A 24,991-nucleotide genomic window follows, 5' to 3' on the forward strand; every position below is an offset into this window, starting at 1 on the left:
ATCGGGCGAGTGACTGCACCCCGCCGTACGTCGATCCTCGTCCTGGTCGGCCTGGTCGCCCTCTCGTTCAACCTCCGCCCGGCGGCCGTCAGCATCGGGCCGGTGCTCGCGGAGGTCCGGCGCTCGTTCGGGATGTCGGCGGCCACCGTCGGCCTGCTGACATCGTTGCCGGTCATCGCGTTCGCGGTCTTCGGCGCGCTGGCGCCGGCCGCGGCCCGCCGGATCGGCATCCACCGGGTGACCGCGCTCGCGACCCTGGCGGCGGTCGTCGGGCTGCTGGGCCGCGCGGCGACGCACAGCGAGGCGCTGTTCCTGCTCCTGTCGCTGCTCGCGCTGATCGGCATGGCGATGGCCAACGTGCTGCTCCCGTCGCTGGTGAAGCTGCACTTCCCGGACCGGATCGGGCAGATGACCGCGATCTACACCACCGCGCTCTCGATCGGCCTCACCGCAGCCCTGGTCTTCACCGTCCCGATCTCGGACGCGCTCGGCGGCTGGCGCTACGGCCTCGGCGCCTGGGCCGGGCTCGCGATCCTCGCCGCGATCCCGTGGGTGCCGCTGGCCAGGAAGGACCGGCACCTCGAGCGCACGGTGCGCTCGATCACCTTCCGCGACGTCGCCCGGACCCGGCTCGGCGCCGCGATGGCGCTCTTCTTCGGGCTCCAGTCCCTCCAGGCGTACGCCGTGTTCGGGTGGATCGCCCAGCTCTGGCGCGACAGCGGCTACTCGGCGACGGTCGCGGGCGTCCTCGCCGGCCTGCTCGCCGGCACCGCGATCCCGCTGTCGTTGTGGCTGCCCAACGTGCTCGCCCGCAGCGCCGATCCGCGCCGGGTGATGTTCGCCGTGATCGCCTGCTACCCGATCGGCTACGTCGGCCTGATGATCGCGCCGTACCGCCTGGCCCCGCTGTGGGCGGTCATCGTCGGCATCGCGACCGTGACCTTCCCGCTGATCCTGACCCTGGTCGGGCTGCGTGCGCGCACGCCCGAGGGGACGGCCGCCCTCTCGGCGTTCACCCAGTCGACCGGCTACCTGATCGCCGCGGCCGGGCCGTTCACGATCGGCGTGCTGCACTCCGCGACCGGCGGCTGGACCGTGCCGCTGGCGGTGCTGCTCGTGCTGTCGATCCCGCTCTTCGCGCTCGCGGCGTACGTCGCGCAGGTGCAGTACGTCGAGGACCAGCTCGCGGGTTGAGTCGGGACTTCTGACGGTCGAGTCCGGACTTCTGGGGTAGGCGCCGCGTCAGAACTCCCGACTCAACGGTCAGAAGTCCCGACTCAACTCCTCAGACGACTGCGAGGGGCAGCAGCTGCCGGCCGGTGGGGCCGATCTGGATCTCGGTGTTCATCTCCGGGCACACGCCGCAGTCGTAGCAGGGCGTCCAGCGGCAGTCCTCGACCTCGACGTCGGAGCTGCCGTCGGCGACCGCGAGGGCGTCCTCCCAGTCGGCCCACAGCCAGTCCTTGTCCAGCCCGGAGTCGAGGTGGTCCCAGGGGAGCACCTCGTCGTACTCGCGCTCGCGGGTGGTGTACCAGGCGAGGTCGAGCCCGGTGCCGGCCAGCGCGGTCGCGGCAGCCTCGGCCCAGCGGTCGTAGGAGAAGTGCTCGCTCCAGCCGTCGAACCGACCGCCGTCGCGCCACACCTGCTCGATGATCGCGCCGACCCGGCGGTCGCCGCGCGACAGCAGTCCCTCGATGATGCCGGGCTTGCCGTCGTGGTAGCGGAAGCCGATCGCGCGGCCGTACTTCTTGTCGTCGCGGACCGTGTCGCGCAGCTGCTTGAGCCGGTGGTCGGTGGTCTCGTGGTCGAGCTGCGAGGCCCACTGGAAGGGCGTGTGCGGCTTGGGCACGAAGCCACCGATCGACACGGTGCAGCGGATGTCGTTGCGCCCGGAGACCTCGCGGCCCTTGGCGATCACCCTCCGCGCGAGCTCGGCGATCTGCAGGACGTCCTCGTCGGTCTCGGTCGGCAGGCCGACCATGAAGTAGAGCTTCACCTGCCGCCAGCCGTGGGAGTACGCCGTGGCGACGGTCCGGATCAGGTCCTCCTCGGTGACCATCTTGTTGATCACCTTGCGCATCCGTTCGCTGCCACCCTCGGGCGCGAACGTCAGGCCGGAGCGCCGGCCGTTGCGGGAGAACTCGTTGGCCAGCGTGATGTTGAAGGCGTCGACGCGCGTCGACGGCAGCGACAGCGAGACGCTGGTGCCCTCGTAGCGGTCGGCGAGCCCCTTGGCGACCTCACCGATCTCGGTGTGGTCGGCGCTGGAGAGCGAGAGCAGGCCGACCTCGTCGAAGCCGGTCTTGCGGATGCCGTTCTCGACCATGTCGCCGATGGTCTCGATGGACCGCTCGCGCACCGGGCGGGTGATCATGCCGGCCTGGCAGAAGCGGCAGCCACGCGTGCAGCCGCGGAAGATCTCCACGGAGAAGCGCTCGTGCACGGTCTCGGCCAACGGCACCAGCGGCTTGGCCGGGTAGGGCCACGCGTCGAGGTCCATCAGCGTGTGCTTGCGGACCCGGAAAGGAATCCCGGGGCGGTTGGGCACGACGGCCTCGATGGTGCCGTCCTGGGCGTACGCGACGTCGTAGAAGCGCGGCACGTAGATGTTGCCGCTGACGGCGAGCCGGCGCAGCAGCTCGTCGCGGCCACCCGGGCGACCCTCGCCCTTCCAGTCGCGGACCACCTCGGAGATCGCGAGCACGACCTCCTCGCCGTCACCGAGCACGGCGGCGTCGAGGAACTCGGCGACCGGCTCGGGGTTGAAGGCCGCGTGGCCGCCGGCGAGCACGATCGGGTCGTCCTCGGTGCGGTCCTTGCTGTGCAGCGGGATGCCGGCGAGGTCGAGCGCGTTGAGCATGTTGGTGTAGCCGAGCTCGGTGGAGAAGCTCAGGCCGAAGACGTCGAACGCCCGGACCGGGCGGTGGGCGTCGACGGTGAACTGCGGGATCGGGCCCTGGCTGTCGCCGGTGCGCATCACCTGCTCCATGTCCGGCCACACCGCGTAGGTGCGCTCGGCGACGATCCAGTCGCGCTCGTTGAGCACCTCGTAGAGGATCTGCACGCCCTGGTTGGGCAGGCCGACCTCGTACGCGTCCGGGTACATCAGCGCCCAGCGGACCGTGTCGCCCTCGGGGGCACAGTCCCAGTCCTTGACGGTCGAGTTGAGCTCACCGCCGACGTACTGGATCGGCTTCGAGACCGACGGGAGCCGGGGCTCGAGCCGTGGGAAGACGCTCAAGGGCGCGGACATAGAGAAGACAACCTCGCAGGTCGGGCGTTGGGGAAGCCCCCAGCGTACGACGGGCGGGTGCCGTGCCGCGAACCGTCAGGCGCCGGTCAGTCGGCGTCCGCGGCCAGCTGCTCGAGCGCCTGCCGCGCGATCGGCAGCTCCTCCTGGGCGAGGGTGATCAGGTCCTCGAGCCCGGCGACGCCGTACCTGTTGGCGACGTGCTGCACGGCGTCGACGATCTCGGGCTCGTAGTCACGGTCCGTCATGGCTCCATCCAAACAGACGAGTCCCGGCTCACGGCGTGGTGCCCACCGAGGCTGACTTCCGAGTGACGTCCTGGACGCTGCAGGACACGCCGACCCTGCCCCACTGGTCGAACGTTGCCTCGCCCCGGAACCGCCAGGTCTTGCCCGGCTTCAACCTGAGGCCCCAGACGATGATGGTCTTGCCGCGCGTCTTGACCTTGAGGTCCGGGCCGCCCGGTGTGGAGGGGTTCCCGCCATCGGCCGCCCACGCGGCGAGTTTGACCTTGCCGCCCTTGGTCCAGCGCTCCGCGTGGACCGTGAAGACCGCGTCGCCGCCGCGGTAGGCGAACCAGTCGAACGTCTGGTACTGGTTGTCCTTCGGCTTTGGCAGGCGCGCCACCCTGAGGGTGGCCCGCATCCGCCAGGCGCCCCCGTCCCGGTCCTGGTAGATGGTGGTCGACATCTTCCGCACGTCGAGGGCCATGGCGCCCGGGGCGTTCGTGCACCGACCCGTCGGTTTCTGGTCTCCCGCCGGATCGCTGACCAGGCGGTAGGACGCGTGCGCCGGGACGGTGGTCGCGGCGACGGCGACGAGTGCGGTGGTGGCGGCGACGGCAGCGCGCAGCAGGTTCTTCATGGTGGACCTCCCCGTAGCGGCCTCCCCCGTTGGCGGCCCCTACAGGTGACTGCCCGTGCGGCGCACGCCGGAAACGTCAGACCGGTGGCTCGGCCGACTCTGCCCGGGCGGCGGCGCTCGCGGACGTGGCGCGCAGCTCGACGGGAGGGAGCAGCAGCAGGATCAGGAACGCGAGCACGCCCACGCCGGCGGCCAGCATGAACACGAGGTCCATCGACTCGGCGAAGCCCACCTTGAACGGGTGCGCGATCACCGGCGGGAGGGTCTCGATGAACGACGAGTCGTCCTGCACCTGGGCGACGACCGAGGGGTCGAGCCCGTGTCCCTCGGCGACGGCCTGCTGCCAGGCCGGCGTCTGGGAGTCCGCCTTGATCGCGCTCTCGATGTTGCCGCCGACGGTGCTGAAGAGCACCGACAGGAAGATCGCGACGCCGAGCGTGCCGCCGATCTGGCGGAAGAACGTGGCCGAGCTCGTGGCCACGCCGATCTCGGTCGGGGGCACGGCGTTCTGGACGATGAGCAGCAGCGGCTGCATGCAGTTGCCGAGACCGAGGCCGAGCACCAGCATCGACAGGCTCACCCAGAGCAGCGACGTGTCCGCACCGCACAGCGACAGCAGGGTGAGACCAGCGACGATGAGGGCCGAGCCGACGATCGGGAAGAGCCGGATGTGACCGGTCCGGGAGATGATCTGCCCGGAGCCGATCGACCCGGCCATCATCCCGGCCACCATCGGCAGCGTGAGCAGCCCGGCCTCGGTCGGTGAGGCGCCGTGGACGATCTGCATGTAGAGCGGGAGCAGCATGATGCCGCCGAACATGGCGACGCCGACGAGCACGCTCGCGGAGATCGTGACCGCGGCGGGCCGGATCCGGAACAGTCGGAGCGGGATCAGCGCGGCGTCGCCCATCATCCGCTCGGCGAAGAAGAAGCCGACCACGCCCAGCGCGCCGACCACGTAGCAGGCCAGCGACCAGGGCGAGCCCCAGCCCCACTCGCGACCCTGCTCGGCGACCGTGAGCAGCGGCACCAGCCCCACCACCAGCGCGATGGCGCCCCACCAGTCGACGCGCACGTGCCGCGGGGTGTGGTGGATGTGGAGGGTGCGGAAGACCACGACGAGGGCGCCGATGCCGATCGGGACGTTGACCAGGAAGACCCAGCGCCACCCGGTGAGTCCCAGGATGGTGTCCTGCCCGGCGAAGAAGCCGCCGATCAGCGGGCCGAGCACGCTCGACGTGCCGAACATGGCCATGAAGTAGCCGGTGTAGCGAGCACGCTCACGCGGCGACACGATGTCGCCGATGATCGCGAGGACCAGCGTGAAGAGGCCGCCGGCGCCGAGTCCCTGGAAGGCGCGGAACGCGGCGAGCTGGTACATCGAGGTCGCGAACGAGCACAGCGCGGAGCCGATGATGAAGACGGAGATCGCGAACATGAAGAGCTTCTTGCGACCGTAGTTGTCGCCCAGCTTGCCGTAGATCGGCGTCGTGATCGTGGCGGTGATCAGGTACGCCGTCGTCACCCACGCCTGGACCGACAGCCCGTTGAGGTCGTCGGCGATCGTCCGGATCGAGGTGCTCACGATCGTCTGGTCGAGCGCGCCCAGGAACATGCCGAGCATCAGCCCGGAGAGGATGGTCAGGATCTGCCGGTGGGTGTACTCGCCGGCCGGGGACTCTGCCGCCGGTGCCGCCACGGGGCTCGCGTGCTCGCTCATCGCGGGCGATCCTATTCCGCGAGGCGCTGCCTCCGGGACCGGAGCGTCAGCTCGCAGGTGGTGATCAGGATCACCATGGCGACGAACGCTCCGAACGCCAGCACCAGCGACCAGAACGGCGCCGCGAGGCAGTCGTCGCCCTCGCCGGTGCACTGCGCGTCGCCGTACGACGCGCCGACGAGGCCGGCCACGAAGACCAGGCCGACCGCCAGGGCGAGGTAGACGAGCGCGCGGACCCGCCACGACGCCCAGGTCGAGGGAGGGGCCGGCGGGACGAGGGCGGGCTCGGTCTCGTCGGCCGGGCGACGCGAGCCGGTGGCGACCAGCAGCAGCCCGGCGCACACCAGCACCACGTCGAAGGCGAACAGCTCGAGCTCGTCGCCGGCCCAGACGAAGCGGAAGCCGTCGACGGTCGCCTGCAGCACGACCAGGACCCCGACTCCCGCGACGAGCACGACACCGAGGGCACGGCGCGCCCGGGCGTCCGGCAGGGCGACCAGCAGCGCCGCGACGCCGAGGACGCCGGCTGCTGCCCCGAGGGGCAGGTTCCACTGGTCGCTGCCGAAGCCCGAGGTGTCCTGCAGCTGCACGAAGTGACCGAGGACGAGCACGAGGACGGCGAGGTCGACCAGCAGCAGCGACGCCACGAGACGGAAGTGGGGCTGCGTCACGCCTGCACTGTGACAGGGACGGAGGCACCTTCGTGGCCGTTCAGGTGACCATGTCGCACCTTGGCCGCGAGATAGCGGGCGTTGCTCGCCGACCGGTGCACCCCGGTCGGCACCAACCGCGTGACGTCGATCCCGAGCGCCGCCAGCTGACGTCCCTTGTCGGGGTTGTTGGTGAGCAGCGCGACGCGTCGCTCCCCCAGGGCCTGCAGCATCTGGGCCGCCACCGTGTAGTCGCGCTCGTCCTCGCCGTACCCGAGCGCGACGTTGGCTTCGTAGGTGTCCAGGCCGGCGTCCTGGAGCGCGTAGGCGTCGAGCTTGGCGGAGAGGCCGATCCCACGGCCCTCCTGGCGCAGGTAGAGCAGGTAGCCCCCCGCCTCCGCGACCCGCTCGAGCGACTCCCGCAGCTGCGGGCCGCAGTCGCAGCGGGCGCTGCCGAACACGTCCCCGGTGAGGCACTCGCTGTGCAGCCGCACCAGCGGCTCGCGTCGTACGGCGGGACCGAGGCGCAGCGCCACGTGCTCGCGGCCGTCGACGAGACCGTCGAAGCTGACGACGCGCGCCGTGGTCGACCAGCCGTCGGTGAAGCGCAGCGGCAGCTCCAGGTCGGTGCGGAGGGTCGCGGTCACGCCGACTCCTCGAACCGGTCCGAGAGCCGGTAGCGCAGCAGCACGACCTCGCCGATGCGGCGTACGTCGGCCAGCGTCGCCGGTCGGTCCGGGCGGACCGGGAACGGGCCGTCGTCGACGAAGCGCCGGGCTGCCGAGTCGCCGACGAAGAAGGGCGCGACCACCAGCTGCAGCTCGTCCGCAAGACCCTCCGCGAGGAACTGGGTGTGGATCGTGCCGCCACCCTCGACCATCAGGCGCCGTACGCCGCGGTGGTGCAGGTCCTCGCTGACGGAGCGCATCGTGACCCGGGGCCCGCCGTCGACGACCGTCGCGACGGCGCCGAGCCGGGACCGGGCGGTCGCGACCCGGTCGGAGGGGCTGTAGACGAGCCGCTCCGCGTCGCCGGTCGTGAAGAACCGGCCGGCCGGGTCGAGGTCGGCGTGGCAGGTGACGGTCACCTTGACCGGGGACGGCTTGAGCCCGCGGGCGACCCGCTCGAGCTGGCGGTCCGGGCGGCGGACGAGCAGCCGCGGGTTGTCCTTGCGCACCGTGGTGGCGCCCACCAGGATCGCGTCGCACCCGGCCCGCACCTCGTCGACCCGGTCGAGGTCGGCCTCGTTGGAGAGGATCAGGCGTTCGTCGCCGGCACTGTCGAGGTAGCCGTCGATCGACATGCCGCAGCTGAGCAGCGTGTAGGGACGGTCAGGCACGGACGGCTCCTCTCCCCCAGCTCCGGGCCAGGAGCACAGCGCCGGGCAGCGTCGCGACCAGCGCGAGCACGCCGTACAGCACGGCGACGGTCGCGCCCTGCGCGGCGCCTAGCCCGGCGGCGGCGAACGCCCAGGCGGCCACCCCCTCGCGCGGACCCCACCCGGCGACGTTGAGCGGGATCGCGGCGGCGAGCAGGACCAGGAGCGCGAGCGGCAGCAGCTCGCCCGGCGACGCGTCCGTGCCGGCCGCCCGGGCCGCGACCAGGAAGACCAGCACGTGACCGACCGACGCCAGCAGGGACGCCGCGACCACCTGCGGCCACCGGAGCAGGGCGAGGCAGACCCCGGCGGCCAGCACGGCCGACGCCCACGGCGCCGGGCCGAGCAGGAGCACGGCGCCCGCGGCCGTGGCCTGGACCGCCTGGCCCGACCCGCGGTCGGCCACCACGGGCAGGGCGCCGTGGCGCACCGCCCGGTGCACGTCGCCGAGCACGCCTCCGGGCAGCGTCGCGTTGAGGAACTGCGAGCGGTAATAGGCGGCGACCGCGTCGCGGAGCGGCACCTCCACGCCGAGACCCCGGGCAAGCACCCGCCAGCGCCAGGCGCAGCAGACCGTGGTCAGCGCCGTCAGCACCAGGGCGACCACGATCGCCGCCGGGCCGGCCGACCGCACCGCCGTCACGAACGGGTCCGGGCCGACCCACCACGCGACCCCGGCGAGGATCGCCAGGCCGCCGCCGAGCCTCAGCCACCTCATCGCAGCACCTCCAGCGCCGCGGCCACCCGCCCGACCGTGTGGTCCCACCCGGTCAGCGTCGTACGCCGGGCCCGCGCGGCCGCTCGCTGCTCGGCGCGGTGCTCCGCGTCGGTCAGCCAGTGACGGAGCGCTCGCGAGAGAGCCTCCGGGTCGCCGGGCGGCACCAGCACGCCCGCTCCCCCGAGCGCCTCGCGCACCCCGCCCACGTCGCTCCCGACCACCGGCACCCCGTGGGCCAGCGCCTCGGTCACGACCATCCCGTACGTCTCGGCACGGGAAGCCAGCACCAGCAGGTCGACCTCGGCGTACGTCGCGTCGAGGTCGGCACGGCTCAGCGGCCCGGTCAGCCGCACCGCGTCACCGACCTCGGCCGCGAGCGCGGGCTCGACCGACGTCGCACCGACCCCGCGGCAGGACCACGCGAGGTCGTCGAGCGTCCGCAGCGCGGCCGCCAGGACGTCGTACCCCTTGAGCGTCGTCACCGCGCCCACGCAGAGCAGGGCGGAGCCGTCGGCGGACCCAGGCGCGAGCGGCGCCGGGTCGACCCCGGGCTCGGCGACGATCACGCGCCGCGGGTCCAGGCCGTAGGTCGCGACCAGCCAGCCACGGGTCCACCGGCTGGTGGCGACGACCCCGGCGACGGCACCCAGCAGCTCGCCCTCCCACGGCTCGCGCCGCGGCATGTGGACGAGCACCACCACCCGGAGCCGACCGGTCTCGTCGAGGAGCGCGGGCGACGAGAGGAGCCCGTCGACCAGCACCACGGCGCCATCCGGGACGGTGCGTGTCGAGACGTGCTCGACGGCGCCGAGACCGTCGGCGACGCGGCGGTCGTAGACGTTCCCGCCCGACGGCCGGTCCGGGTCGTCGACGCCCGCGGGACGCACGAGGTGGATCACAGCTGCCTCTCGTACGACGCCCACGCGACGTGGGACTCGTGCAGCGTGACGACGAGGCGTCGTACGCCGTCGCCCAGCTCCGCGATCCGGTCCGCGAGCCGGTCGGCGACGACCCGGGCGAGCACCTCGGTCGAGGTGTTGGCGCCGGCGAGGTCGGGGTCGTCGTCGAGGTTGCGGTAGGTCAGCGCGCCGAGCACCTCGTGCAGCACCTCGGTGGCCCGCCCGATGTCCACTAGGATGCCGTCGGGGCCGAGCTCGGGTCCGGCGAACGCCGCGTCCACGACGTACGTCGCGCCGTGCAGCCGCTGGGCCGGCCCGAACACCTCGCCGCGCAGGCTGTGGGCGATCATCATGTGGTCGCGGACGGTCACGGTGAACACGGAGCCTCCAGGTAGCTGATCGTGTGGCACAGCGCGGCGAGACGTCCGTCGCTCAGCCGCGGCATCAGGTCGGGCAGCTCGGCGAACGCCGAGTCCCCCGTCAGCAGCGCGTCGAACGCCGGGTCGTCGAGCAGCCGCAGCGCCAGGGCGAGCCGGTCGGCGTGGGTGTGCCGGTGGCGACGAGCCGCCGCGACGGCACCGACCTGGCTGGCCCGGATCCCCAGGCGACGGGAGTGGAACGCGCCGCCGAGCGACAGGTGGACGCGTTGGTCGCCGTACCAGCTGAGGTCGAGCACGGTGCCGTCCGCCGCGAGCAGGTCCACGCAGAGCTGGAGCCCCGCGGCGGTCGCGCTCGTGTGGACGACGGCGTCGCGGTCGCCGGCCGCGTCGGCCGGCAGCGCGAAGCCGACCCCGAGGAGCGCCGCCACCTCGGCCCGGGACGGGTCGACGTCGGCCAGGGTCACCTCGACCTCGGGGATCCGGGCCAGCAGGCGGGCGACGCTGCACCCGACCATGCCGGCACCGACCACCGTGATCCGGTCACCCGGCAGCGGACCCAGGTCCCACAGCGCGTTGAGCGCGGTCTCGACGGTGCCGGCCAGGACCGCCCGGCGGGCGGGCACGCCGTCCGGCACCGCGACGACCGCGGCGGCGGGCACGACGTACGCCGTCTGGTGCGGGTGCAGGCAGAAGACGGTCGTGCCGACGAGCGGGTCCGGGCCCCGCTCGACGCGGCCCACGCTCAAGTAGCCGTACTTCACCGGCCCCGGGAACCGGCCGTCCTGGAACGGCGCCCGCATCTCCTCCCACTGGCTCTCGGGGACGCCGCCGCGGAACACCAGCGCCTCGGTGCCGCGGCTGACCCCGGAGTGCAGGGTGCGGACCAGCACCTCGTCGGGGCCGGGCTCGGGCAGCCGCTCGGACCGGATCTCCCCCCGACCGGGCTCCCGCACCCAGAACGCACCGGCGGTGAACTCCACCGGCGCCTGCTCCGTACGACTGGTCACACCCCACACACGGAGGCACGGTGCTCCTGGTTCAGCGACCGGCGGACGCGATCACCGCCGTCCGGGCAGCGCTCGCGGTGGCCGTCGTCGTGATCGGCCCGACGGGACCCGGCCTGGTGCTCGTCGTGGTGGCGCTCGCCCTGGACTGGGTCGACGGCCAGGTCGCCCGCCGGACGGGGACCGCGAGCGCGTCCGGCGCCCGCTTCGACATGGAGACCGACGCGTTCCTGATCCTGGTGCTCAGCGCGTACGCCGCGCCCGAGGTCGGCTGGTGGGTGCTGTTCATCGGGGCCGCCCGCTACGTGCTGTGGCTCGCCGAACGGGTGCTGCCCTGGCTGCGCCGGCCGGTGCCGCCCCGCTACTGGCGCAAGGTCGTGGCGGCGGTCCAGGGCATCGCGCTCGCGGCCGCGGTCTCGGGCCTGCTGCCGGCGCGGCTGTCCGAGACGCTGCTGCTGGGGGCGCTGGCGCTGCTCGTGGAGTCGTTCGGCCGCGACGTCTGGTGGCTGTGGCGGACCCGCCACGCGGCAGCGCCGTACCCGGTCGGCGGTGGCGCCACCCTCCTGGCGCTGGGCGCGGTCTGGATCGCGCTCGTCCTCCCGCGCGACCCCGGCGACCTGGCCCGGCTGCCGGTCGACGCGCTGCTGCTGGTCGCCGTCGCCCTGCTCCCGTGGCGGCGGGCCCGGGCGTCGGCGGCCGCCGTCCTCGGCGTGGGGATGGCCGTGCTGGTGGTCATCGAGGCGTTCGACGCCGGGTTCCACACGTTCCTGGACCGGCCGTTCGACCCGCTCACCGACTGGGCGTACCTCGGGCCGGGCGTCGGCGTGCTCGGCGACTCGATCGGTGTCGGCGCGGCCCGGGCGACCGCCGTCCTCGCCGCGGTGGTCGTGCTCGTCCTGCTCGTCGTGCTGCCGCTCGCGGCCGTCCGGGCGGCCGGCACGATCGCCCGGCACCGGCGCCCGGCGCTGGCGGTCGCGCTGGTGCTCGCCCTCGCGCCACTCGCCCAGGTCGGCTCGACCAGCGCGTCCGGCCTGGCGTACGACGAGGTGCGCCAGGTGCGCTCCGACCTCGCCGACCGGCACGAGTTCGCGGCCGAGATCGAGGTCGACCCGTACGCCGGCGTACCGCCCCGCGACCTGCTCGGCGGGCTGCGCGGCAAGGACGTGCTCGTGGTGTTCGTCGAGTCCTACGGGCGGGTGGCGCTGCAGGACACGTCGTTCGCACCGGGTGTCGAGGCCGTCGTGGACGACGGGACCCGGCGGCTCGAGGCCGCGGGCTGGTCGTCGCGCAGCGCCTTCCTCACCTCACCCACGTTCGGGGCCGCGAGCTGGCTGGCGCACTCCACGCTCCAGTCCGGGGTCTGGGTCGACAGCCAGCGGCGCTACGACCAGCTCATCGACACGGACCGGCTCACGCTGACGTCCGCCTTCGCCGGGGCGGGCTGGCGCACCGTCTTCGACGTGCCGGCCGACACCAAGGACTGGCCGGAGGGCCAGGCCTACTACGGGTTCGACCGGATCTACGACTCCCGCGACGTCGGCTACCGCGGACCGCAGCTCGGGTACGCGCCGGTGCCGGACCAGTACACGCTGGCGCGGTTCCAGCAGCTCGAGCTCGACCCGGGCGAGCGGCCGCCGGTGATGGCCGAGATCGACCTCGTCTCCAGCCACCACCCCTGGGCGCCGCCGCCCGCGCTGGTGCCGTGGGACCAGGTCGGCGACGGCTCGACGCTGGTCGCTCCCCCGACCGACGAGGACCCCGACGTGCCGACCCTCTACGGCCGGTCGATCGAGTACACGATGTCGACCCTGGTCTCCTGGCTGGAGTCGCAGCCGGACCCGGACCTGGTGCTGCTCGTGCTCGGCGACCACCAGCCGCACTCCTACGTGACCGGGCCGCACCCCGGGCACGACGTCCCGGTCTCGGTGATCGCCCGGGACCCGGAGGTGCTGCACCGAATCGCCCACTGGGGCTGGCAGCGCGGCCTGCACCCGAGGCCCGACGCGCCGGTGTGGCCCATGGACGCCGTACGCGACCGCTTCCTCGAGGCGTTCAGCCGTTGAGCTCGAGGACCGGGCGGCCGTCGGCCGTGCGGACCTCCACCGACGCGATCTGGTCGGCGTCGAGCGCGGTGGCGCCGGTGAGGTGCATCGTCCTGCCGGGCAGCGCCTTCCAGGTCGCGACCTGCTCGACACCGCCGTCCTGCGTGCGCACCACGAGGGAGTACGTCGGGGCCGGGGTCTCGTGCGAGTAGCCACCGCTCGGCTCGTCGTAGCTGCACGTCAGGTCCAGCCGGGTGCCCCACGCGACCGAGGTCAACGCGACGCTGGCGTCGACCCGGTCCTGGTCGATCGGGGTCATCGTCTGGCCGCTCGCGGCGGGCGGCGGCTCGTCCTCGCCGGTCACCTCGACGACGGTCACCCCCAGGACCGCGATCGCCGCGACGGCGGCCGCCGCGGCCAGACCGACGATCCAGCGGCGGCGCCGCTGCACGCGGCGTACCTCGTCCACGAGACGGGGCAGCAGGGTGGCCGGCACCGGTTCCGGGGCCGGCGCGGACTCGACCTCGTCGAGCGTCAGCCGGCCCAGCAGGCCGGGCAGCCCGGCGAGCTGGCGCACTGCGGCGTCGCACACGGGGCAGGTGGCCAGGTGGCGCTCGAAGGCCAGCCGCTCGGCCGGCGGCAGGGAGCCGAGGACGTACGCCGCGTCGTCGTGCGCGCGCTCGCAGCCGTGGGTCTCCGTCATGCCACCACCCCCATCTCCTCGAGAGCGAGCCGCAGGGAGCGCAGCGCGTAGTGCGTCCGTGACTTCACGGTGCCGGCCGGGATCCCGAGCCGCTCGGCGGCCTCGGCCACCGGCAGCCCGCGGTAGTAGCACTCGACGAGCACCGCCCGGTGCTCCGCGGAGAGCCGGGCGAGCGCGTCGGCGACGACCCACGACAGCAGCACCTGGTCGGTGCGGTCGGCCTCGCCGGCGCCGTCGGGCACGTCCGCGACGGTGACCTCGCTCTGCGAGCGCTTGGTCCGCCAGTCGTCGATCACGATGTTGCGGGCGACGGTGAAGAGCCACGACCGGACCGAGCCCTGGGCGTCGTCGAGGGCCGGCAGGTTGCGCCACGCACGCAGCAGCGTCTCCTGCACCACGTCCTCCGCGCGTGCCCGGTCGTTGCCGGTCAGGCGCAGGCAGTAGCCCCAGAGCGCGGCGGCATGCTCGTCGTGCAGCTGTCGCATCAGCGCCACCGGACCGTCCCCCATCGCCCACCTCCACCCCTGACACGGAGGACAGGGCGATCCGGTTCAGTCCTGCTTCTCCTCGAGGGCCTCGGTGAGGAGGCTGACCAGCGCCTCGAGCTGGACGTCGACCGAGGTCGCGACCGTCTCGCCGGCTCCGTCGAGCGCACGGGCGGCGAGGCCGGCCTTGCTGTCGATGAGCTCGGCGATCCGGGTGTCGATCGTCTGCGCGGCGATGATCCGCCACGCGGTGACCGGCTCGGACTGGCCGATCCGGTGCACCCGGTCGATGGCCTGGGTCTGCTCGGCGTCGGTCCACGAGAGCTCGGCGAGCACCAGGTTGGACGCGACCTGCAGGTTGATGCCGACGCCCGCTGCGGAGAGCGAGCAGACGATGACCTCGACCTCGGGGTCGTTGACGAAGTCGCTGATGTTCTTCTCGCGGGCCTTCGTCGTCTGGTCGCCGCGGATCGAGGTGTAGCGGATCCCGCGGCGGGCGAAGGTCTCCTCGGCGGTGTCCATCACGTCGATGTGCTTGGCGAAGAAGACGACCTTGCCGACGCTGCGCGCCAGCTGGGCGGCGTAGTCGGCGGCCAGCGCCGACTTCGCCTGCCCGATGTGGCGCATCATCGTGAAGACGTTCTCGCCCGACGAGCTGTCGGTGTCCTCGCGCTCCCACGCGGCGACCTGGCGGACCAGCGCGTGGTCGATGCCCTCGACGGTGCGGCCCGACGTACGGGTGGCGAGCGCCGTCTCGTAGCGCAGGACCATGCGACGGGCGAGCTCGCGCTCGGCGTCGCGGATCGAGCGGCCGACCTCGCCGTCGAGCTCGACCGGCAGGTCGGCGACCCGGCGGGCCGGGATGTCGGCGGCCACGTCGACCTTGCGGCGGCGCACGATGCCCATGTCGACCACGCAGCGGCGGGCCGCCGGGTAGAACGCCGGGTCGGCGGGCGTCAGGCCGGTCTCCTCGAGCGGGGCCATCAGCTCGGGCAGCGGCTTGCGGTCGTCGATCCAGCCGAGGAACTGCCAGATCGCCCGGAAGTCCTCGATGTCGTTGATCAGCGGGGTGCCGGTCAGCGCCATCAGCAGCGGCCGGACGGTCCGCTGGCGGATCTGCTCGGACAGGTGCAGCACGTGCTGCGAGCGCTGCGAGCTCTTGTTCTTGATGAAGTGCGCCTCGTCGACGACCATCCCGCGGAAGCCGTGCTCGGCCATCCAGCCGACGTGGCGGTCGAGCACCTCGTAGTTGACGACGACGATGTCGGCGAAGCCGTCGATGTCCTCGCCGTCACCGTGGATCACGGCGACCGCGCGGTGGGGCGTCCAGATGCCGGCCTCACGGGCCCAGTTCATCTTGACGACGTTGGGCACCACGACGAGGAGCGGGAAGGCCTTGGCGGCCTCGGCCGCCAGCAGCGACTGGGCGGTCTTGCCGAGGCCCGGCTCGTCGGCGAGCAGGAAGGTGCGGTGGCCCTGGCGGGCGGACTCGACCAGCTGCGCCTGGTGGTGCATCAGCTCGTGGCCGCCGGCGGCCTGGAGCGAGGCCGGCTCGGGCAGCGCCATGCAGGACGTCGCGCCGGCGCCGGCGAACTCGAAGGAGCGGAAGAGCGGGCCGAGCAGCTCCCACGTCGCGAGGCGGTGGGTCAGCGGCTTGTGCGCCGTACCGGAGAAGTCGGGGGCGAGGAACGGGTGGGCGAGCTGGCGCGAGATCACCGACTGCGGGACGACCCGACGCTCGGTCGTGGCCGCGGCGTCGGTCTCCGTGACCTCGGGGACCTCCTCGACCTCGGCCTCGAGGCCGGCGGCGGCGATCATCTCCTTGCGCAGCTCCTTGGCGGCGTCGGAGATGACGGCGTCCTCGGCGAGCAGCGTGAAGAGCGTCGAGTCCCGCGCAGCCGTCTTGGCCAGGATCGTGGCGATCCCGTCGAGCCGCTTCAGCTGCTCGTTGCGCTGGGCCTCGGACATCTCGGTGTCGCCCTTGACCCGGATCCGCTCCTCGCGGGCGAGCAGCGCGACGACCTGGAACTTGGTGCGCACGCCGGGCATCGCCGAGCGACGCTCGACGGCGTTCTCGACCTCGCGCACGGCGCGGGCGAGGACCGGGATGATCCCGTCGTTGTCGAGCGGGCGCCGGCGACCGTTGCGCTGGTTGGTGCCACGCTGGTTGGACGATCGCTGCGACGTGCGCTGCGACGTACGGCGGTTTGCCGTCTGCTGCTGGCCCGATCGAGCCAAGGACCCCTCCTCGGAGTGGAGCCACGGCGACGGTGAGGGCAGCTGCACCCCCACGGCCTCCGAGACCGGTACGAACGTGCGTCAACGGACGTGGACGTGCTGCCACTTCCCTGACGCGATGTGGTCCGCGAGACACGGCACGCGACCGACAAGGCCGCGGCCCGACCGGGCCGACGACGTCGCCATCCTAGCGCGCCCCGCCCGGATCCGTGACTCAGACCGTGAAGTCCACCCCCTGGGCCAGCGGGAGCTCCCCGGAGAAGTTGATCGTGTTGGTCGCGCGGCGCATGTAGGCCCGCCACGCGTCCGACCCCGACTCGCGCCCGCCGCCGGTCTCCTTCTCGCCCCCGAAGGCGCCGCCGATCTCGGCGCCGGAGGTGCCGATGTTGACGTTGACGATGCCGCAGTCCGAGCCCTCGGCCGACAGGAAGAGCTCGGCCTCGGCGAGGTCGGAGGTGAAGACGCTCGATGACAGCCCCTGCGGCACGGCGTTGTTGAGCTCGATCGCGCCCGCGAAGTCGTCGTACGGCAGCACGTAGAGCAGCGGGGCGAACGTCTCCCGCGCGACCACGTCGGTCTGCGCGTCCATCCGGACGATCGCCGGCCGTGCGTAGTAGGCGTCGGGCGCGACGTCGGCGAACGCCCGGCCGCCGCCGGCGACGACCTTGCCGCCGTCGCCGGTGGCCGCGGCGATGGCGGCCTCCATGGCGTCGTACGCGCGCTGGTTGATCATCGGGCCGACGAGGGTGCCGTCGGCCATCGGGTTGCCGATCGGCAGGCGGTCGTACGCCGAGGCGAGCCGGTCGGTCAGCTCGTCGACGACGCTGGTGTGGGCGATCACGCGCCGCATCGTGGTGCAGCGCTGGCCCGCCGTACCGGCCGCGGAGAAGACGATGCCGCGCACGGCCAGGTCGAGGTCGGCGCTGCCGGACACGACGGCCGCGTTGTTGCCGCCGAGCTCGAGGAGGCTGCGCCCGAAGCGCTCGGCGACCCGCGGGCCGACGAGGCGGCCCATCCGGGTCGAGCCGGTGGCACTGAGCAGCGCCACGCCCGGGTGGTCGACGAGCGCCTGGCCGACCTCGGGGCCGCCGAGGAGCACCTGCGACAGCGCCTCGGGGGCACCGTGCTCCCGGATCGCCTGGGCGAGCACGGCGTGGCACGCGAGCGAGGTCAGCGGGGTCAGCTCGGACGGCTTCCAGACGACCGGGTCGCCGCAGACGAGGGCGACCGCGGTGTTCCACGACCAGACGGCGGCCGGGAAGTTGAAGGCGGAGACGACGCCGACGACACCGAGCGGGTGCCAGGTCTCCATCAGCCGGTGGCCGGGGCGCTCCGAGGGCATCGTGCGGCCGTAGAGCTGGCGCGACAGCCCGACGGCGAAGTCGCAGATGTCGATCATCTCCTGGATCTCGCCGCGCGCCTCGGAGGTGATCTTGCCGGCCTCGATGCTGACCAGGACCGCGAGGTCGTCCTTGTGCTCGGCCAGCAGCTCGCCGAAGCGCTTGACCAGCGCACCCCGGGCCGGCGCCGGCACCCGGCGCCAGGCCAGGAACGCCTCGTGCGCCCGGCCGACCGCCTCGTCGACGTACGCCGCATCCCTCCAACCGAGCGACGTCACCCGCTGGCCGTTGACCGGCGACCGGGTCTCGACGTCACCGCCCAGCGCGTCGACGTCGACCCCGCAACGACGGGCGGTGTCGAGGGCCAGCGCGGACAGCTCGGACTGGGTGGGGAGAGTCGTCATGGGTCGTTCCTACACGATCCCAGCGACGCCGGTTGAGTCGGGACTTCTGACCAGTTGAATCGGGAGATTTGACCGTCGAGTCGGGAGTTCTGGCGCGCCGGGTGTCCAAAAGTCCAGACTCGACCGTCAGAAGTCCGGATTCAACCGTCACAACTCCCGACTCGACCTCTCAGACGATGTTGAGCTCGGGACGTACGCCGCGGTCGGCGAACCGGTCGGCCGACAGCTCGGACACGTCCACGACGGGCGGCCGGTCGAGCACGAGGTCGCGCAGCACCTCGCCGATCGCCGGTCCCATCAGGAAGCCGTGGCCGGAGAAGCCGGTGGCGTAGAGGAACCGCGAGACCCCCTCCGCCTCGCCGACCAGGGCGTTGTGGTCGGGCGTCATCTCGTAGAGCCCGGCCCAGCCGGACGCGATGCCGACGTCGGCGAGCGCCGGCACCCGCCGCTCGATGGCCGCACCGAGGCGCGGCAGCCAGGCGTCGGTGCGGCCGACCTCGAAGCCGGGGTGCTCGTCGGGGTCGGACATGCCGAGCAGCAGGCCGGGGCCCTCGAGATGGAAGTACAGCGACGTGGCGAAGTCGATGGTGAACGGCGTGGCCGGGTCGAGCCCCGGCATCGGCTCGGTGATGAGGATCTGCCGGCGGAGGGGGACGACGGGCAGGTCGAGGCCGACCATCTCCCCGACCCCGCGCGCCCAGGCACCGGCCGCGCAGACGACGGTGTCCGTGGCGATCCGCCCGGCGTCGGTGAGCACGGCGCGGACCTGCCCGGCCTCGACCTCGATCCCGGTCACCGCGCAGCGGGTGACGATGCGGGCGCCGGCGCGACGGGCGCCGCCGGCGTACCCGAGCACCACCGACTCGGGCGTGCAGTGCCCGTCCTCCGGCGACCAGGCGGCGGCCAGGACGCCGTCGACGTCGACCATCGGCGAGAGCGCCTTGGCCTCCGCCGGCGAGATCATCCGGCTGGGGACGCCCAGGGAGTTCTGCAGGGCCACGTTGGCCTCGAACGCCGCGACGTGGTCCGGGTCGTCGAGCAGGAAGAGGTAGCCCGACTTGTGCAGGTCGATCTCCTGCCCGAGGTCCTCGGTGAAGCGTTCGTAGGCACGCAGGCTGCGCTGCCCCAGCTCGATGTTGACCGGGTCGGAGAACTGCGCGCGCACCCCGCCCGCGGCCTTGCAGGTGGAGCCGGACCCGAGGCTGTCCCGCTCGAGCAGCACGACGTCGACGCCGGCGCGGGCCAGGTGGTACGCCGCGCTCAGGCCGATGACGCCGCCACCGATCACCACCGCCGCGGCGGTGGTGGGGACGTCAGCCACCGGTGCCGCCGACCATCGACCGCGCGGCCTCGAGGATCTCCTCCTCGGTGACCAGCACGGTCCGGGAGGCCGGGCCGAGCGGCACGTAGGAGTCGGCGCTCGCGACGCGGGAGAGGCGGCCGACGTAGCCGCGCTCGACCAGGGCGCTGACGATGCCCTCCCCCACGCCGCCCGACCGCCGGGTCTCGTCGACGACCAGCACCCGGCCGAAGCCCGACGCGTACGCTGCGAGCTCGTCGACCGGCAGCGGCGAGAGCCACCGCAGGTCGAGCACGGTCGCCCGGACGCCCTCGGCCTCGAGCGACCGGCAGGCGCGCAGCGACATGGGCACCCCGTTGCCGAACGTCACGACCAGCAGGTCGTCGCCGTCACCGTGCGCGCGCGGGCCGCGCGGCGTCCCACCGACGCCGTACTCCGCCGTCCAGGCGCCGTCACCCGGCTCGTGCAGGTCGCGCGAGTGGTAGAGGGCGATCGGCTCGACCACGACGCACACGCGGCCCTCGAGCTCGGCCAGCTCGGCGCACTCGCGCAGCAGCAGCGGGGCGTCCGCCGGGTGGCTGGGCACGCACAGCACCAGGCCCGGGATGTCGCGCAGCACCGCGAGCGAGTTGTCGTTGTGGAAGTGGCCGCCGAAGCCCTTCTGGTAGCTCAGGCCCGGGATCCGCACGACCATCGGGTTGCGGTACTGCCCGTCAGAGAAGAACGCGAGCGACGCCGCCTCGCCCCGCAGCTGGTCCTCGGCGTTGTGGAGGTAGGCGAGGTACTGGATCTCCGGGATCGGCAGCAGCCCTGCCAGCGCCGCGCCGAGGGCGGTGCCGAGGATGGTCTGCTCGTCGAGCAGCGTGTCGATGACCCGGCGGCCGCCGTACCGCTTCCGCAGGCCCCGGGTGACGCCGTACACCCCACCCTTGACGCCCACGTCCTCGCCGAGCACCACGGCGTGCGGGCGCTCCTCCAGGAGGTCGGCCAGGGTCGCGTTGATCGTCTGAGCGAGGGTGAGCCGACCCTCCGGCGGCCACGCGGTCGCCCGACGCCGCGGTGGCGCCGGCCGGGTGTCCGGGCGGTGGAGCGGCCGGACCACCTCGCCGCGCGACTCCAGCCGGCGCTCGCCGATGACCGACTTCGCCTCGTCCATCACCACGGCGCGGGTGCGCTCGTAGCGGGACAGGACGTCGTCGACGGTCAGGCTGCCCGTCTCCACGAGGTACGCCGCGGTGGCGAGCAGCGGGTCGAGCTCGAGGTCGCGGGCGATCTCGGTGCTGGTCCGGTAGCCGAACTCGACATCGGAGCCCGCGTGGCCCAGGAAGCGCACGGTGCGCAGGTGCAGCAGCACCGGGCGCCGGCGGTGCCGGGCCCGGTCGACCGCGGCACCGACATCGGCCAGCAGCAGGTCCGGGCGCGGCGAGGGCGCCTCGACGTACTCGATCCCCGGCCGCCGACGCAGCGACTCCTCCATCCAGCCCGCCGGCGTACGGGTGCTGATGCCGAGGCCGTTGTCCTCGACGACGACGAGCAGCGGCAGGTCCAGGCCGCGATGGGTGAGGTACGCCGCGGCGTTGAGCGCACCCTGCGCCGTCGAGTGGTTGACCGAGGCGTCGCCGAGGCTGGTCACGACCACCGCGTCCTCGGGCCACCGCCGCTCGGGCGCGAGGTCGGCGAGGTTGCCGAGGGCGAAGGCGAGGCCGACCGCGCGGGGCAGGTGGGAGGCGATGGTCGAGGTCTGCGGGACGATGTGCAGCGCCGGGTGGCCGAAGACCTTGTGCCGGCCCCCGGAGATCGGGTCGGCCGCGGCGGCACTCAGGCCGAGCAGCACGTCGCGGACCGGCGTCGTGCCGCCATGGCGCGCCGCACGCGCGGCGTAGAAGCCGCCCGAGCGGTAGTGGAGCAGGGCCGGGTCGTCGACCCGGGTCAGCAGGCCGACGGCCGCATTGGCCTCGTGGCCCGCCGAGCCGATCGTGTAGAACCCCTCGCCCTGGCTCTGCAGCCACCGGGCGGCGAGGTCGAGGTGCCGGCTCTGGAGCTGCGCGTCGAAGAGCGCCAGCACCCGCTCGACGTCGGTCCCGCCGGTCGGCGTGCCGGGGGTGAGCCCACGCACCGACGCGACGAAGTGATCGTCGACCGCCTCCGCCATGGTCCCACTCTTCCACCGGTCCGGGTCGGGGTGCGGAACGACACGATCTGACAAATGTCTGTCACTTTCGGTCACAATGGTCGGATGCGCGACGATCTCATCGACCTGGCCCGTTCCATCGACCCCACCGTCCTCGGCGAACGGGTGCGTACGGCGCGCCTGCGCGCCGGACTCACCCAGGCGCAGGTGGCGGGCTCCCAGATGTCGGTCGGCTACATCTCCCGCATCGAGAGCGGGCAGCGCCGGCCCGACCCCCAGCTCCTCACCGCCATCGCCGACGCGCTGGGCGCCAGCGTCGACGAGCTGCTCGTCGGGGTCGCTCCCGACCGGGTCGTCCAGCTGCGGGTGCAGCTCGACCACGCCCAGCTCGCGCTGGTCACCGGCTCGGTCCCCCAGGCCCTCGAGATCGTGGACCGGATCCTCGCCGAGCCCGCCACCGAGGACCTCCCGGACGTCGAGCGCGAGGCGTCGTACCTGCGCGCGAGCGCCCTCGAGGCGTCCGGCGACCTCCAGTCGGCGATCCTCCTGCTCGAGGACCTGACCGAGCAGCAGTCCGCCGACCTCGCCTGGATCAACGGGGCCACGGCCCTGAGCCGGTGCTACCGGGAGTCCGGCGAGCTCGGCCGGGCGATCGAGGTCGGTGAGCGCGCGGGAGCGTTCATCGACGAGTCGGGCCTCGCGGGCCTCGACGAGTCGGTCCGGCTGAGCCTGGCCGTGGCCAACGCCTACCTCGACCGGGGCGACATCAGCTACGCCGCACGCATGTGCCAGCGGGTCGTCGACCGCGCCGAGGAGCTGGCGTCCCCCGTCGCCAAGGCGTCGGCGTACTGGAACCTCTCGATCGCCGAGTCCCGGCGCGGCCGCTCGACGATGGCGGTCGACCTCGCGCGTCGCGCGCTCGGGATCCTCGGCGCGGCCGACGACAGTCGCAACGTCGCGCGGCTCCAGACCCAGGTGGCGATCCTGCAGCTCCGGCTCGACCCGCCCGAGGCCGCCGAGGCCCTCGAGCTCCTGCTGCGCGCCGAGCGAGCGATGGCCATCACGGGCGGTGTGCCCGCGGACCTGGCGGACAACCATCTCGCCCAGGCCAGGGCGCAGTTCCTGCTCGGCGACGTGGACGCCGCCCGGCGGCTCGCGGCAACGACGGCGGACAGCTCGCGGACCGCGGCTCCGGTCGTGGCCGCCGACGCCCTGGTGCTGCTCGGCCAGATCGACGCGCACGCAGGCGACGTGCAGGCGGCTCGGGACCACTACCAGCAGGCGGTGCTCCTGCTCAGCGCCGTGGGGGCAGACCGCTCCGCCGCCCAGCTCTGGTTCGAGCTCGCCCACCTCCTGGAGGGCATCGGCGAGGCGTCGAGCGCGATCGACGCCTACCGCAGGGCAGGCGCCGCCAGCGGACTGGTCGCCTCCACGACCTCGTCCGCACCGGTCACCGCCTAATCACGCTCGGTCAGCAGCAGCCCCGGTCCGCCGACACCGCGACGGCCGAGCCTCCTTCGACAGCGCCCACTGCACCCAGCAGCGACAGCACGGCGACGATCCCGACCAGCATCTTGCGCGTACGAGTCATGTCCATTTCTCCCACATCCGACGATCTTTGACAGGTGCCAGTCATATTCTGGCAACTGCTGTGGCAGAATGGCTAACGACCGCGCATCGGAGCAGCCGCACATGTCGCAACCCCCCACCCCGCGACAGGCTTCTCGGGGGTGCACGGTCACCCGGAAATGCAACGACCCCGCCGGCTGCCATCCCCCTTGGCCGGCGGGGTCGAGCATGTTCAGGCGACGATCAGCGCCAGCCGAGCTCCGGGGCGACGTAGCGCACGATGCTCTCGAGCACGTGCGCGTTGTAGTCCACGCCGAGCTGGTTGGGCACGGTGAGCAGCACGGTGTCGGCGGCGGCGATCGCCTCGTCCTCGGCGAGGTCCTTGACCAGCTGGTCGACCTCCCCGGCGTACGACTTGCCGAAGCGGGCCAGCCCGCCGTCGATGTGGCCGACCTGGTCCTGGCTGCGGGACTCGTGGCCGAAGTAGGCCCGGTCCAGGTCGTTGACGATCGGGAAGATGCTGCGGCTGACGGACACCCGCGGCTCGCGCTCGTGGCCGGCGGCCTTCCAGGCGTCGCGGAACATCTGGATCTGCTCGGCCTGGAGCTGGTGGAAGGGGACCCCGGTGTCCTCGGTGAGCAGCGTCGAGCTCATCAGGTTCATGCCCTGCTGGGCCGTCCACTCGGCGGTCGCCCGCGACCCGGCACCCCACCAGATCCGGTCCCGCAGGCCCGGCGAGTGCGGCTCGATCCGCAGCAGCCCCGGCGGGTTGGGGAACATCGGCCGCGGGTTGGGCTGCGCGAAGCCCTTGCCCTCGATGACGTCGAGGAAGACCCGGGTGTGCTCCCGGGCCATGTCGGCGTGGTCGGAGCCCTCCGCCGGCACGTAGCCGAAGTAGCGGTAGCCGTCGATCACCTGCTCCGGTGACCCCCGGCTGATGCCGAGCTGGAGCCGGCCGCCCGAGATGAGGTCCGCCGACCCGGCGTCCTCCGCCATGTAGAGCGGGTTCTCGTAGCGCATGTCGATGATGCCGGTGCCGATCTCGATCCGGCTGGTGCGCGCACCCACCGCCGCGAGCAGCGGGTACGGCGAGGCGAGCTGGCGCGCGAAGTGGTGCACCCGGAAGTACGCGCCGTCGGCGCCCACCTCCTCCGCCGCGACCGCGAGGTCGATCGACTGGAGCAGCGCGTCGGAGGCGGAGCGGGTCGCCGACTGCGGCGACTCCGTCCAGTGCCCGAAGGACAGGAACCCGATCTTCTTCATGTCACCTCAACAAAGATTGAATTCTCAATCTTCCCTCACGGAGCGTTCCACGTCTGCAGGACCGGGTGCTCCCGCTCGTAGCCGAGGGTCGACAGCGTCGCGGTGTCGAGCTTGAACCACTGGCCGGCCTCGACCGGGCGGCCGAGCCAGCGGGCGGCGAGGGCCCGCAGGGCGTGCCCGTGGCCGAAGACCAGCGTGCGCCCCTCGGTCGCGCGCACCCGGGCCACCACCCGGTCGAGCCGCTCGCAGACCTGCTCGGCGGTCTCGCCTCCCGGTGTGGGATGGCTCCAGATCGTCCACCCCGGGTCCTGCTCGCGGATCGCGTCGGTGGTGATCCCCTCGTAGTCGCCGTACGCCCACTCGGCGAGGTCGTCGTCGGGCTCGGCGTCCGGGAAGCCGGCGAGCTCCGCCGTACGCCGGGCACGGAGGCGCGGGCTGGTCAGCACCTGCGCGAACTCGACGTCCGCCAGCCGCGACCGCAGGCCGCGCGCGACCTCCTCGCCCTCGGGCAGGAGCGGGAGGTCCGTGATGGACGTGTGCTTGCCGGCGGCGCTCCACTCGGTCTTGCCGTGCCGGACCGTCCAGAGCTCGTTCATGGGTCCATTCAAGCGTGCTCGCCCACAGGGGTGGACTTGACGAAAACCCACCCATCC

22 protein-coding genes are annotated in these 24,991 nt (G+C 72.9%); 3 read left to right on the forward strand and 19 right to left on the reverse strand.

Annotated elements, in window-relative coordinates; translation table 11 throughout:
* Window positions 1-9: 9 nt before the first annotated feature.
* The gene (locus ABEA34_RS01620) at window positions 10-1,194 is read left to right on the forward strand and encodes an MFS transporter (RefSeq protein ID WP_345518556.1); all 1,185 of its coding nucleotides are present in this window, start codon (window positions 10-12) and stop codon (window positions 1,192-1,194) included.
* 91 nt (window positions 1,195-1,285) lie between these two features.
* On the opposite strand, the gene ABEA34_RS01625 is transcribed toward ABEA34_RS01620, so the two are convergent.
* From ABEA34_RS01625 to ABEA34_RS01675, 11 genes are all read right to left on the reverse strand, one after another.
* Window positions 1,286-3,253, reverse strand: coding sequence for a TIGR03960 family B12-binding radical SAM protein (locus tag ABEA34_RS01625; protein ID WP_345518558.1), 1,968 nt, complete (start codon window positions 3,251-3,253; stop codon window positions 1,286-1,288).
* 86 nt (window positions 3,254-3,339) lie between these two features.
* Window positions 3,340-3,498 (reverse strand): hypothetical protein, encoded by a 159-nt coding sequence (locus tag ABEA34_RS01630; protein WP_345518560.1) that lies wholly within the window; start codon window positions 3,496-3,498, stop codon window positions 3,340-3,342.
* A gap of 28 nt (window positions 3,499-3,526) precedes the next feature.
* A complete protein-coding gene (locus ABEA34_RS01635; protein WP_345518562.1) occupies window positions 3,527-4,114 on the reverse strand; it encodes a hypothetical protein in 588 nt (195 codons plus the stop codon).
* 76 nt (window positions 4,115-4,190) lie between these two features.
* Complete coding sequence (locus ABEA34_RS01640) at window positions 4,191-5,834, reverse strand: MDR family MFS transporter (protein ID WP_345518564.1); 1,644 nt, start codon at window positions 5,832-5,834, stop codon at window positions 4,191-4,193.
* 11 nt (window positions 5,835-5,845) lie between these two features.
* Window positions 5,846-6,505 carry a hypothetical protein gene (locus ABEA34_RS01645; RefSeq protein ID WP_345518566.1) on the reverse strand — a complete coding sequence of 220 codons (660 nt, stop codon included), beginning with the start codon at window positions 6,503-6,505 and terminating at the stop codon, window positions 5,846-5,848.
* Window positions 6,502-7,131, reverse strand: coding sequence for a GTP cyclohydrolase II (locus ABEA34_RS01650; protein ID WP_345518568.1), 630 nt, complete (start codon window positions 7,129-7,131; stop codon window positions 6,502-6,504). Before ABEA34_RS01650 ends, ABEA34_RS01645 begins: the two co-directional genes overlap by 4 nt.
* Entirely contained in the window at window positions 7,128-7,823 is a 696-nt protein-coding gene (locus tag ABEA34_RS01655) for a RibD family protein (RefSeq protein WP_345518569.1), read from the reverse strand. The genes ABEA34_RS01650 and ABEA34_RS01655 overlap by 4 nt, the downstream gene beginning before the upstream one ends.
* Window positions 7,816-8,580, reverse strand: coding sequence for a lysylphosphatidylglycerol synthase domain-containing protein (locus ABEA34_RS01660; protein WP_345518570.1), 765 nt, complete (start codon window positions 8,578-8,580; stop codon window positions 7,816-7,818). The genes ABEA34_RS01655 and ABEA34_RS01660 overlap by 8 nt, the downstream gene beginning before the upstream one ends.
* Window positions 8,577-9,479 carry a glycosyltransferase family 4 protein gene (locus ABEA34_RS01665; protein WP_345518571.1) on the reverse strand — a complete coding sequence of 301 codons (903 nt, stop codon included), beginning with the start codon at window positions 9,477-9,479 and terminating at the stop codon, window positions 8,577-8,579. Before ABEA34_RS01665 ends, ABEA34_RS01660 begins: the two co-directional genes overlap by 4 nt.
* Entirely contained in the window at window positions 9,476-9,859 is a 384-nt protein-coding gene (locus ABEA34_RS01670) for a 6-pyruvoyl trahydropterin synthase family protein (protein WP_345518572.1), read from the reverse strand. The genes ABEA34_RS01665 and ABEA34_RS01670 overlap by 4 nt, the downstream gene beginning before the upstream one ends.
* Entirely contained in the window at window positions 9,847-10,866 is a 1,020-nt protein-coding gene (locus tag ABEA34_RS01675) for a zinc-dependent alcohol dehydrogenase (RefSeq protein WP_345518573.1), read from the reverse strand. Before ABEA34_RS01675 ends, ABEA34_RS01670 begins: the two co-directional genes overlap by 13 nt.
* A gap of 20 nt (window positions 10,867-10,886) precedes the next feature.
* Between ABEA34_RS01675 and ABEA34_RS01680 the strand changes: the two genes are divergently transcribed.
* A complete protein-coding gene (locus tag ABEA34_RS01680; protein WP_345518574.1) occupies window positions 10,887-12,926 on the forward strand; it encodes a CDP-alcohol phosphatidyltransferase family protein in 2,040 nt (679 codons plus the stop codon).
* Here the strand turns inward: ABEA34_RS01680 and ABEA34_RS01685 are convergent.
* The 6 genes from ABEA34_RS01685 to ABEA34_RS01710 all read right to left on the reverse strand — a co-directional run bounded on the left by ABEA34_RS01685 (window position 12,916) and on the right by ABEA34_RS01710 (window position 21,527).
* Window positions 12,916-13,608 carry a zf-HC2 domain-containing protein gene (locus ABEA34_RS01685; RefSeq protein WP_345518576.1) on the reverse strand — a complete coding sequence of 231 codons (693 nt, stop codon included), beginning with the start codon at window positions 13,606-13,608 and terminating at the stop codon, window positions 12,916-12,918. The genes ABEA34_RS01680 and ABEA34_RS01685 overlap by 11 nt on opposite strands.
* Window positions 13,605-14,093 (reverse strand): sigma-70 family RNA polymerase sigma factor, encoded by a 489-nt coding sequence (locus tag ABEA34_RS01690; protein WP_345518578.1) that lies wholly within the window; start codon window positions 14,091-14,093, stop codon window positions 13,605-13,607. The genes ABEA34_RS01685 and ABEA34_RS01690 overlap by 4 nt, the downstream gene beginning before the upstream one ends.
* Before the next feature lie 66 nt (window positions 14,094-14,159).
* Window positions 14,160-16,331, reverse strand: coding sequence for a DEAD/DEAH box helicase (locus tag ABEA34_RS01695; protein WP_345518580.1), 2,172 nt, complete (start codon window positions 16,329-16,331; stop codon window positions 14,160-14,162).
* A gap of 214 nt (window positions 16,332-16,545) precedes the next feature.
* Window positions 16,546-18,075 carry an L-piperidine-6-carboxylate dehydrogenase gene (amaB, locus tag ABEA34_RS01700; protein WP_345518582.1) on the reverse strand — a complete coding sequence of 510 codons (1,530 nt, stop codon included), beginning with the start codon at window positions 18,073-18,075 and terminating at the stop codon, window positions 16,546-16,548.
* A gap of 169 nt (window positions 18,076-18,244) precedes the next feature.
* Complete coding sequence (locus tag ABEA34_RS01705; RefSeq protein ID WP_345518584.1) at window positions 18,245-19,396, reverse strand: NAD(P)/FAD-dependent oxidoreductase; 1,152 nt, start codon at window positions 19,394-19,396, stop codon at window positions 18,245-18,247.
* Entirely contained in the window at window positions 19,389-21,527 is a 2,139-nt protein-coding gene (locus tag ABEA34_RS01710; RefSeq protein ID WP_345518586.1) for a transketolase C-terminal domain-containing protein, read from the reverse strand. The genes ABEA34_RS01705 and ABEA34_RS01710 overlap by 8 nt, the downstream gene beginning before the upstream one ends.
* A gap of 84 nt (window positions 21,528-21,611) precedes the next feature.
* Between ABEA34_RS01710 and ABEA34_RS01715 the strand changes: the two genes are divergently transcribed.
* Complete coding sequence (locus ABEA34_RS01715; RefSeq protein WP_345518588.1) at window positions 21,612-22,967, forward strand: helix-turn-helix domain-containing protein; 1,356 nt, start codon at window positions 21,612-21,614, stop codon at window positions 22,965-22,967.
* Between the two features lie 351 nt (window positions 22,968-23,318).
* On the opposite strand, the gene ABEA34_RS01720 is transcribed toward ABEA34_RS01715, so the two are convergent.
* Together ABEA34_RS01720 and ABEA34_RS01725 are read right to left on the reverse strand one after the other, a co-directional pair.
* Window positions 23,319-24,338, reverse strand: coding sequence for an LLM class flavin-dependent oxidoreductase (locus ABEA34_RS01720; protein WP_345518590.1), 1,020 nt, complete (start codon window positions 24,336-24,338; stop codon window positions 23,319-23,321).
* 35 nt (window positions 24,339-24,373) lie between these two features.
* Window positions 24,374-24,934, reverse strand: coding sequence for a histidine phosphatase family protein (locus tag ABEA34_RS01725; protein ID WP_345518592.1), 561 nt, complete (start codon window positions 24,932-24,934; stop codon window positions 24,374-24,376).
* Window positions 24,935-24,991: the final 57 nt, after the last annotated feature.

This window comes from Nocardioides conyzicola (assembly GCF_039543825.1).
GTDB lineage: Bacteria > Actinomycetota > Actinomycetes > Propionibacteriales > Nocardioidaceae > Nocardioides > Nocardioides conyzicola.

What these genes read in the sequence shown, in the direction of transcription:
- ABEA34_RS01625 (WP_345518558.1), bottom strand. Translation starts at nt 3,253, where the DNA reads ATGTCCGCGCCCTTGAGCGTCTTCCCACGGCTCGAGCCCCGGCTCCCG.
- ABEA34_RS01630 (WP_345518560.1), bottom strand. Translation starts at nt 3,498, where the DNA reads ATGACGGACCGTGACTACGAGCCCGAGATCGTCGACGCCGTGCAGCAC.
- ABEA34_RS01635 (WP_345518562.1), bottom strand. Translation starts at nt 4,114, where the DNA reads ATGAAGAACCTGCTGCGCGCTGCCGTCGCCGCCACCACCGCACTCGTC.
- ABEA34_RS01640 (WP_345518564.1), bottom strand. Translation starts at nt 5,834, where the DNA reads ATGAGCGAGCACGCGAGCCCCGTGGCGGCACCGGCGGCAGAGTCCCCG.
- ABEA34_RS01660 (WP_345518570.1), bottom strand. Translation starts at nt 8,580, where the DNA reads ATGAGGTGGCTGAGGCTCGGCGGCGGCCTGGCGATCCTCGCCGGGGTC.
- ABEA34_RS01685 (WP_345518576.1), bottom strand. Translation starts at nt 13,608, where the DNA reads ATGACGGAGACCCACGGCTGCGAGCGCGCGCACGACGACGCGGCGTAC.
- ABEA34_RS01690 (WP_345518578.1), bottom strand. Translation starts at nt 14,093, where the DNA reads ATGCGACAGCTGCACGACGAGCATGCCGCCGCGCTCTGGGGCTACTGC.
- amaB (WP_345518582.1), bottom strand. Translation starts at nt 18,075, where the DNA reads ATGACGACTCTCCCCACCCAGTCCGAGCTGTCCGCGCTGGCCCTCGAC.
- ABEA34_RS01710 (WP_345518586.1), bottom strand. Translation starts at nt 21,527, where the DNA reads ATGGCGGAGGCGGTCGACGATCACTTCGTCGCGTCGGTGCGTGGGCTC.
- ABEA34_RS01715 (WP_345518588.1), top strand. Translation starts at nt 21,612, where the DNA reads ATGCGCGACGATCTCATCGACCTGGCCCGTTCCATCGACCCCACCGTC.
- ABEA34_RS01720 (WP_345518590.1), bottom strand. Translation starts at nt 24,338, where the DNA reads ATGAAGAAGATCGGGTTCCTGTCCTTCGGGCACTGGACGGAGTCGCCG.
- ABEA34_RS01725 (WP_345518592.1), bottom strand. Translation starts at nt 24,934, where the DNA reads ATGAACGAGCTCTGGACGGTCCGGCACGGCAAGACCGAGTGGAGCGCC.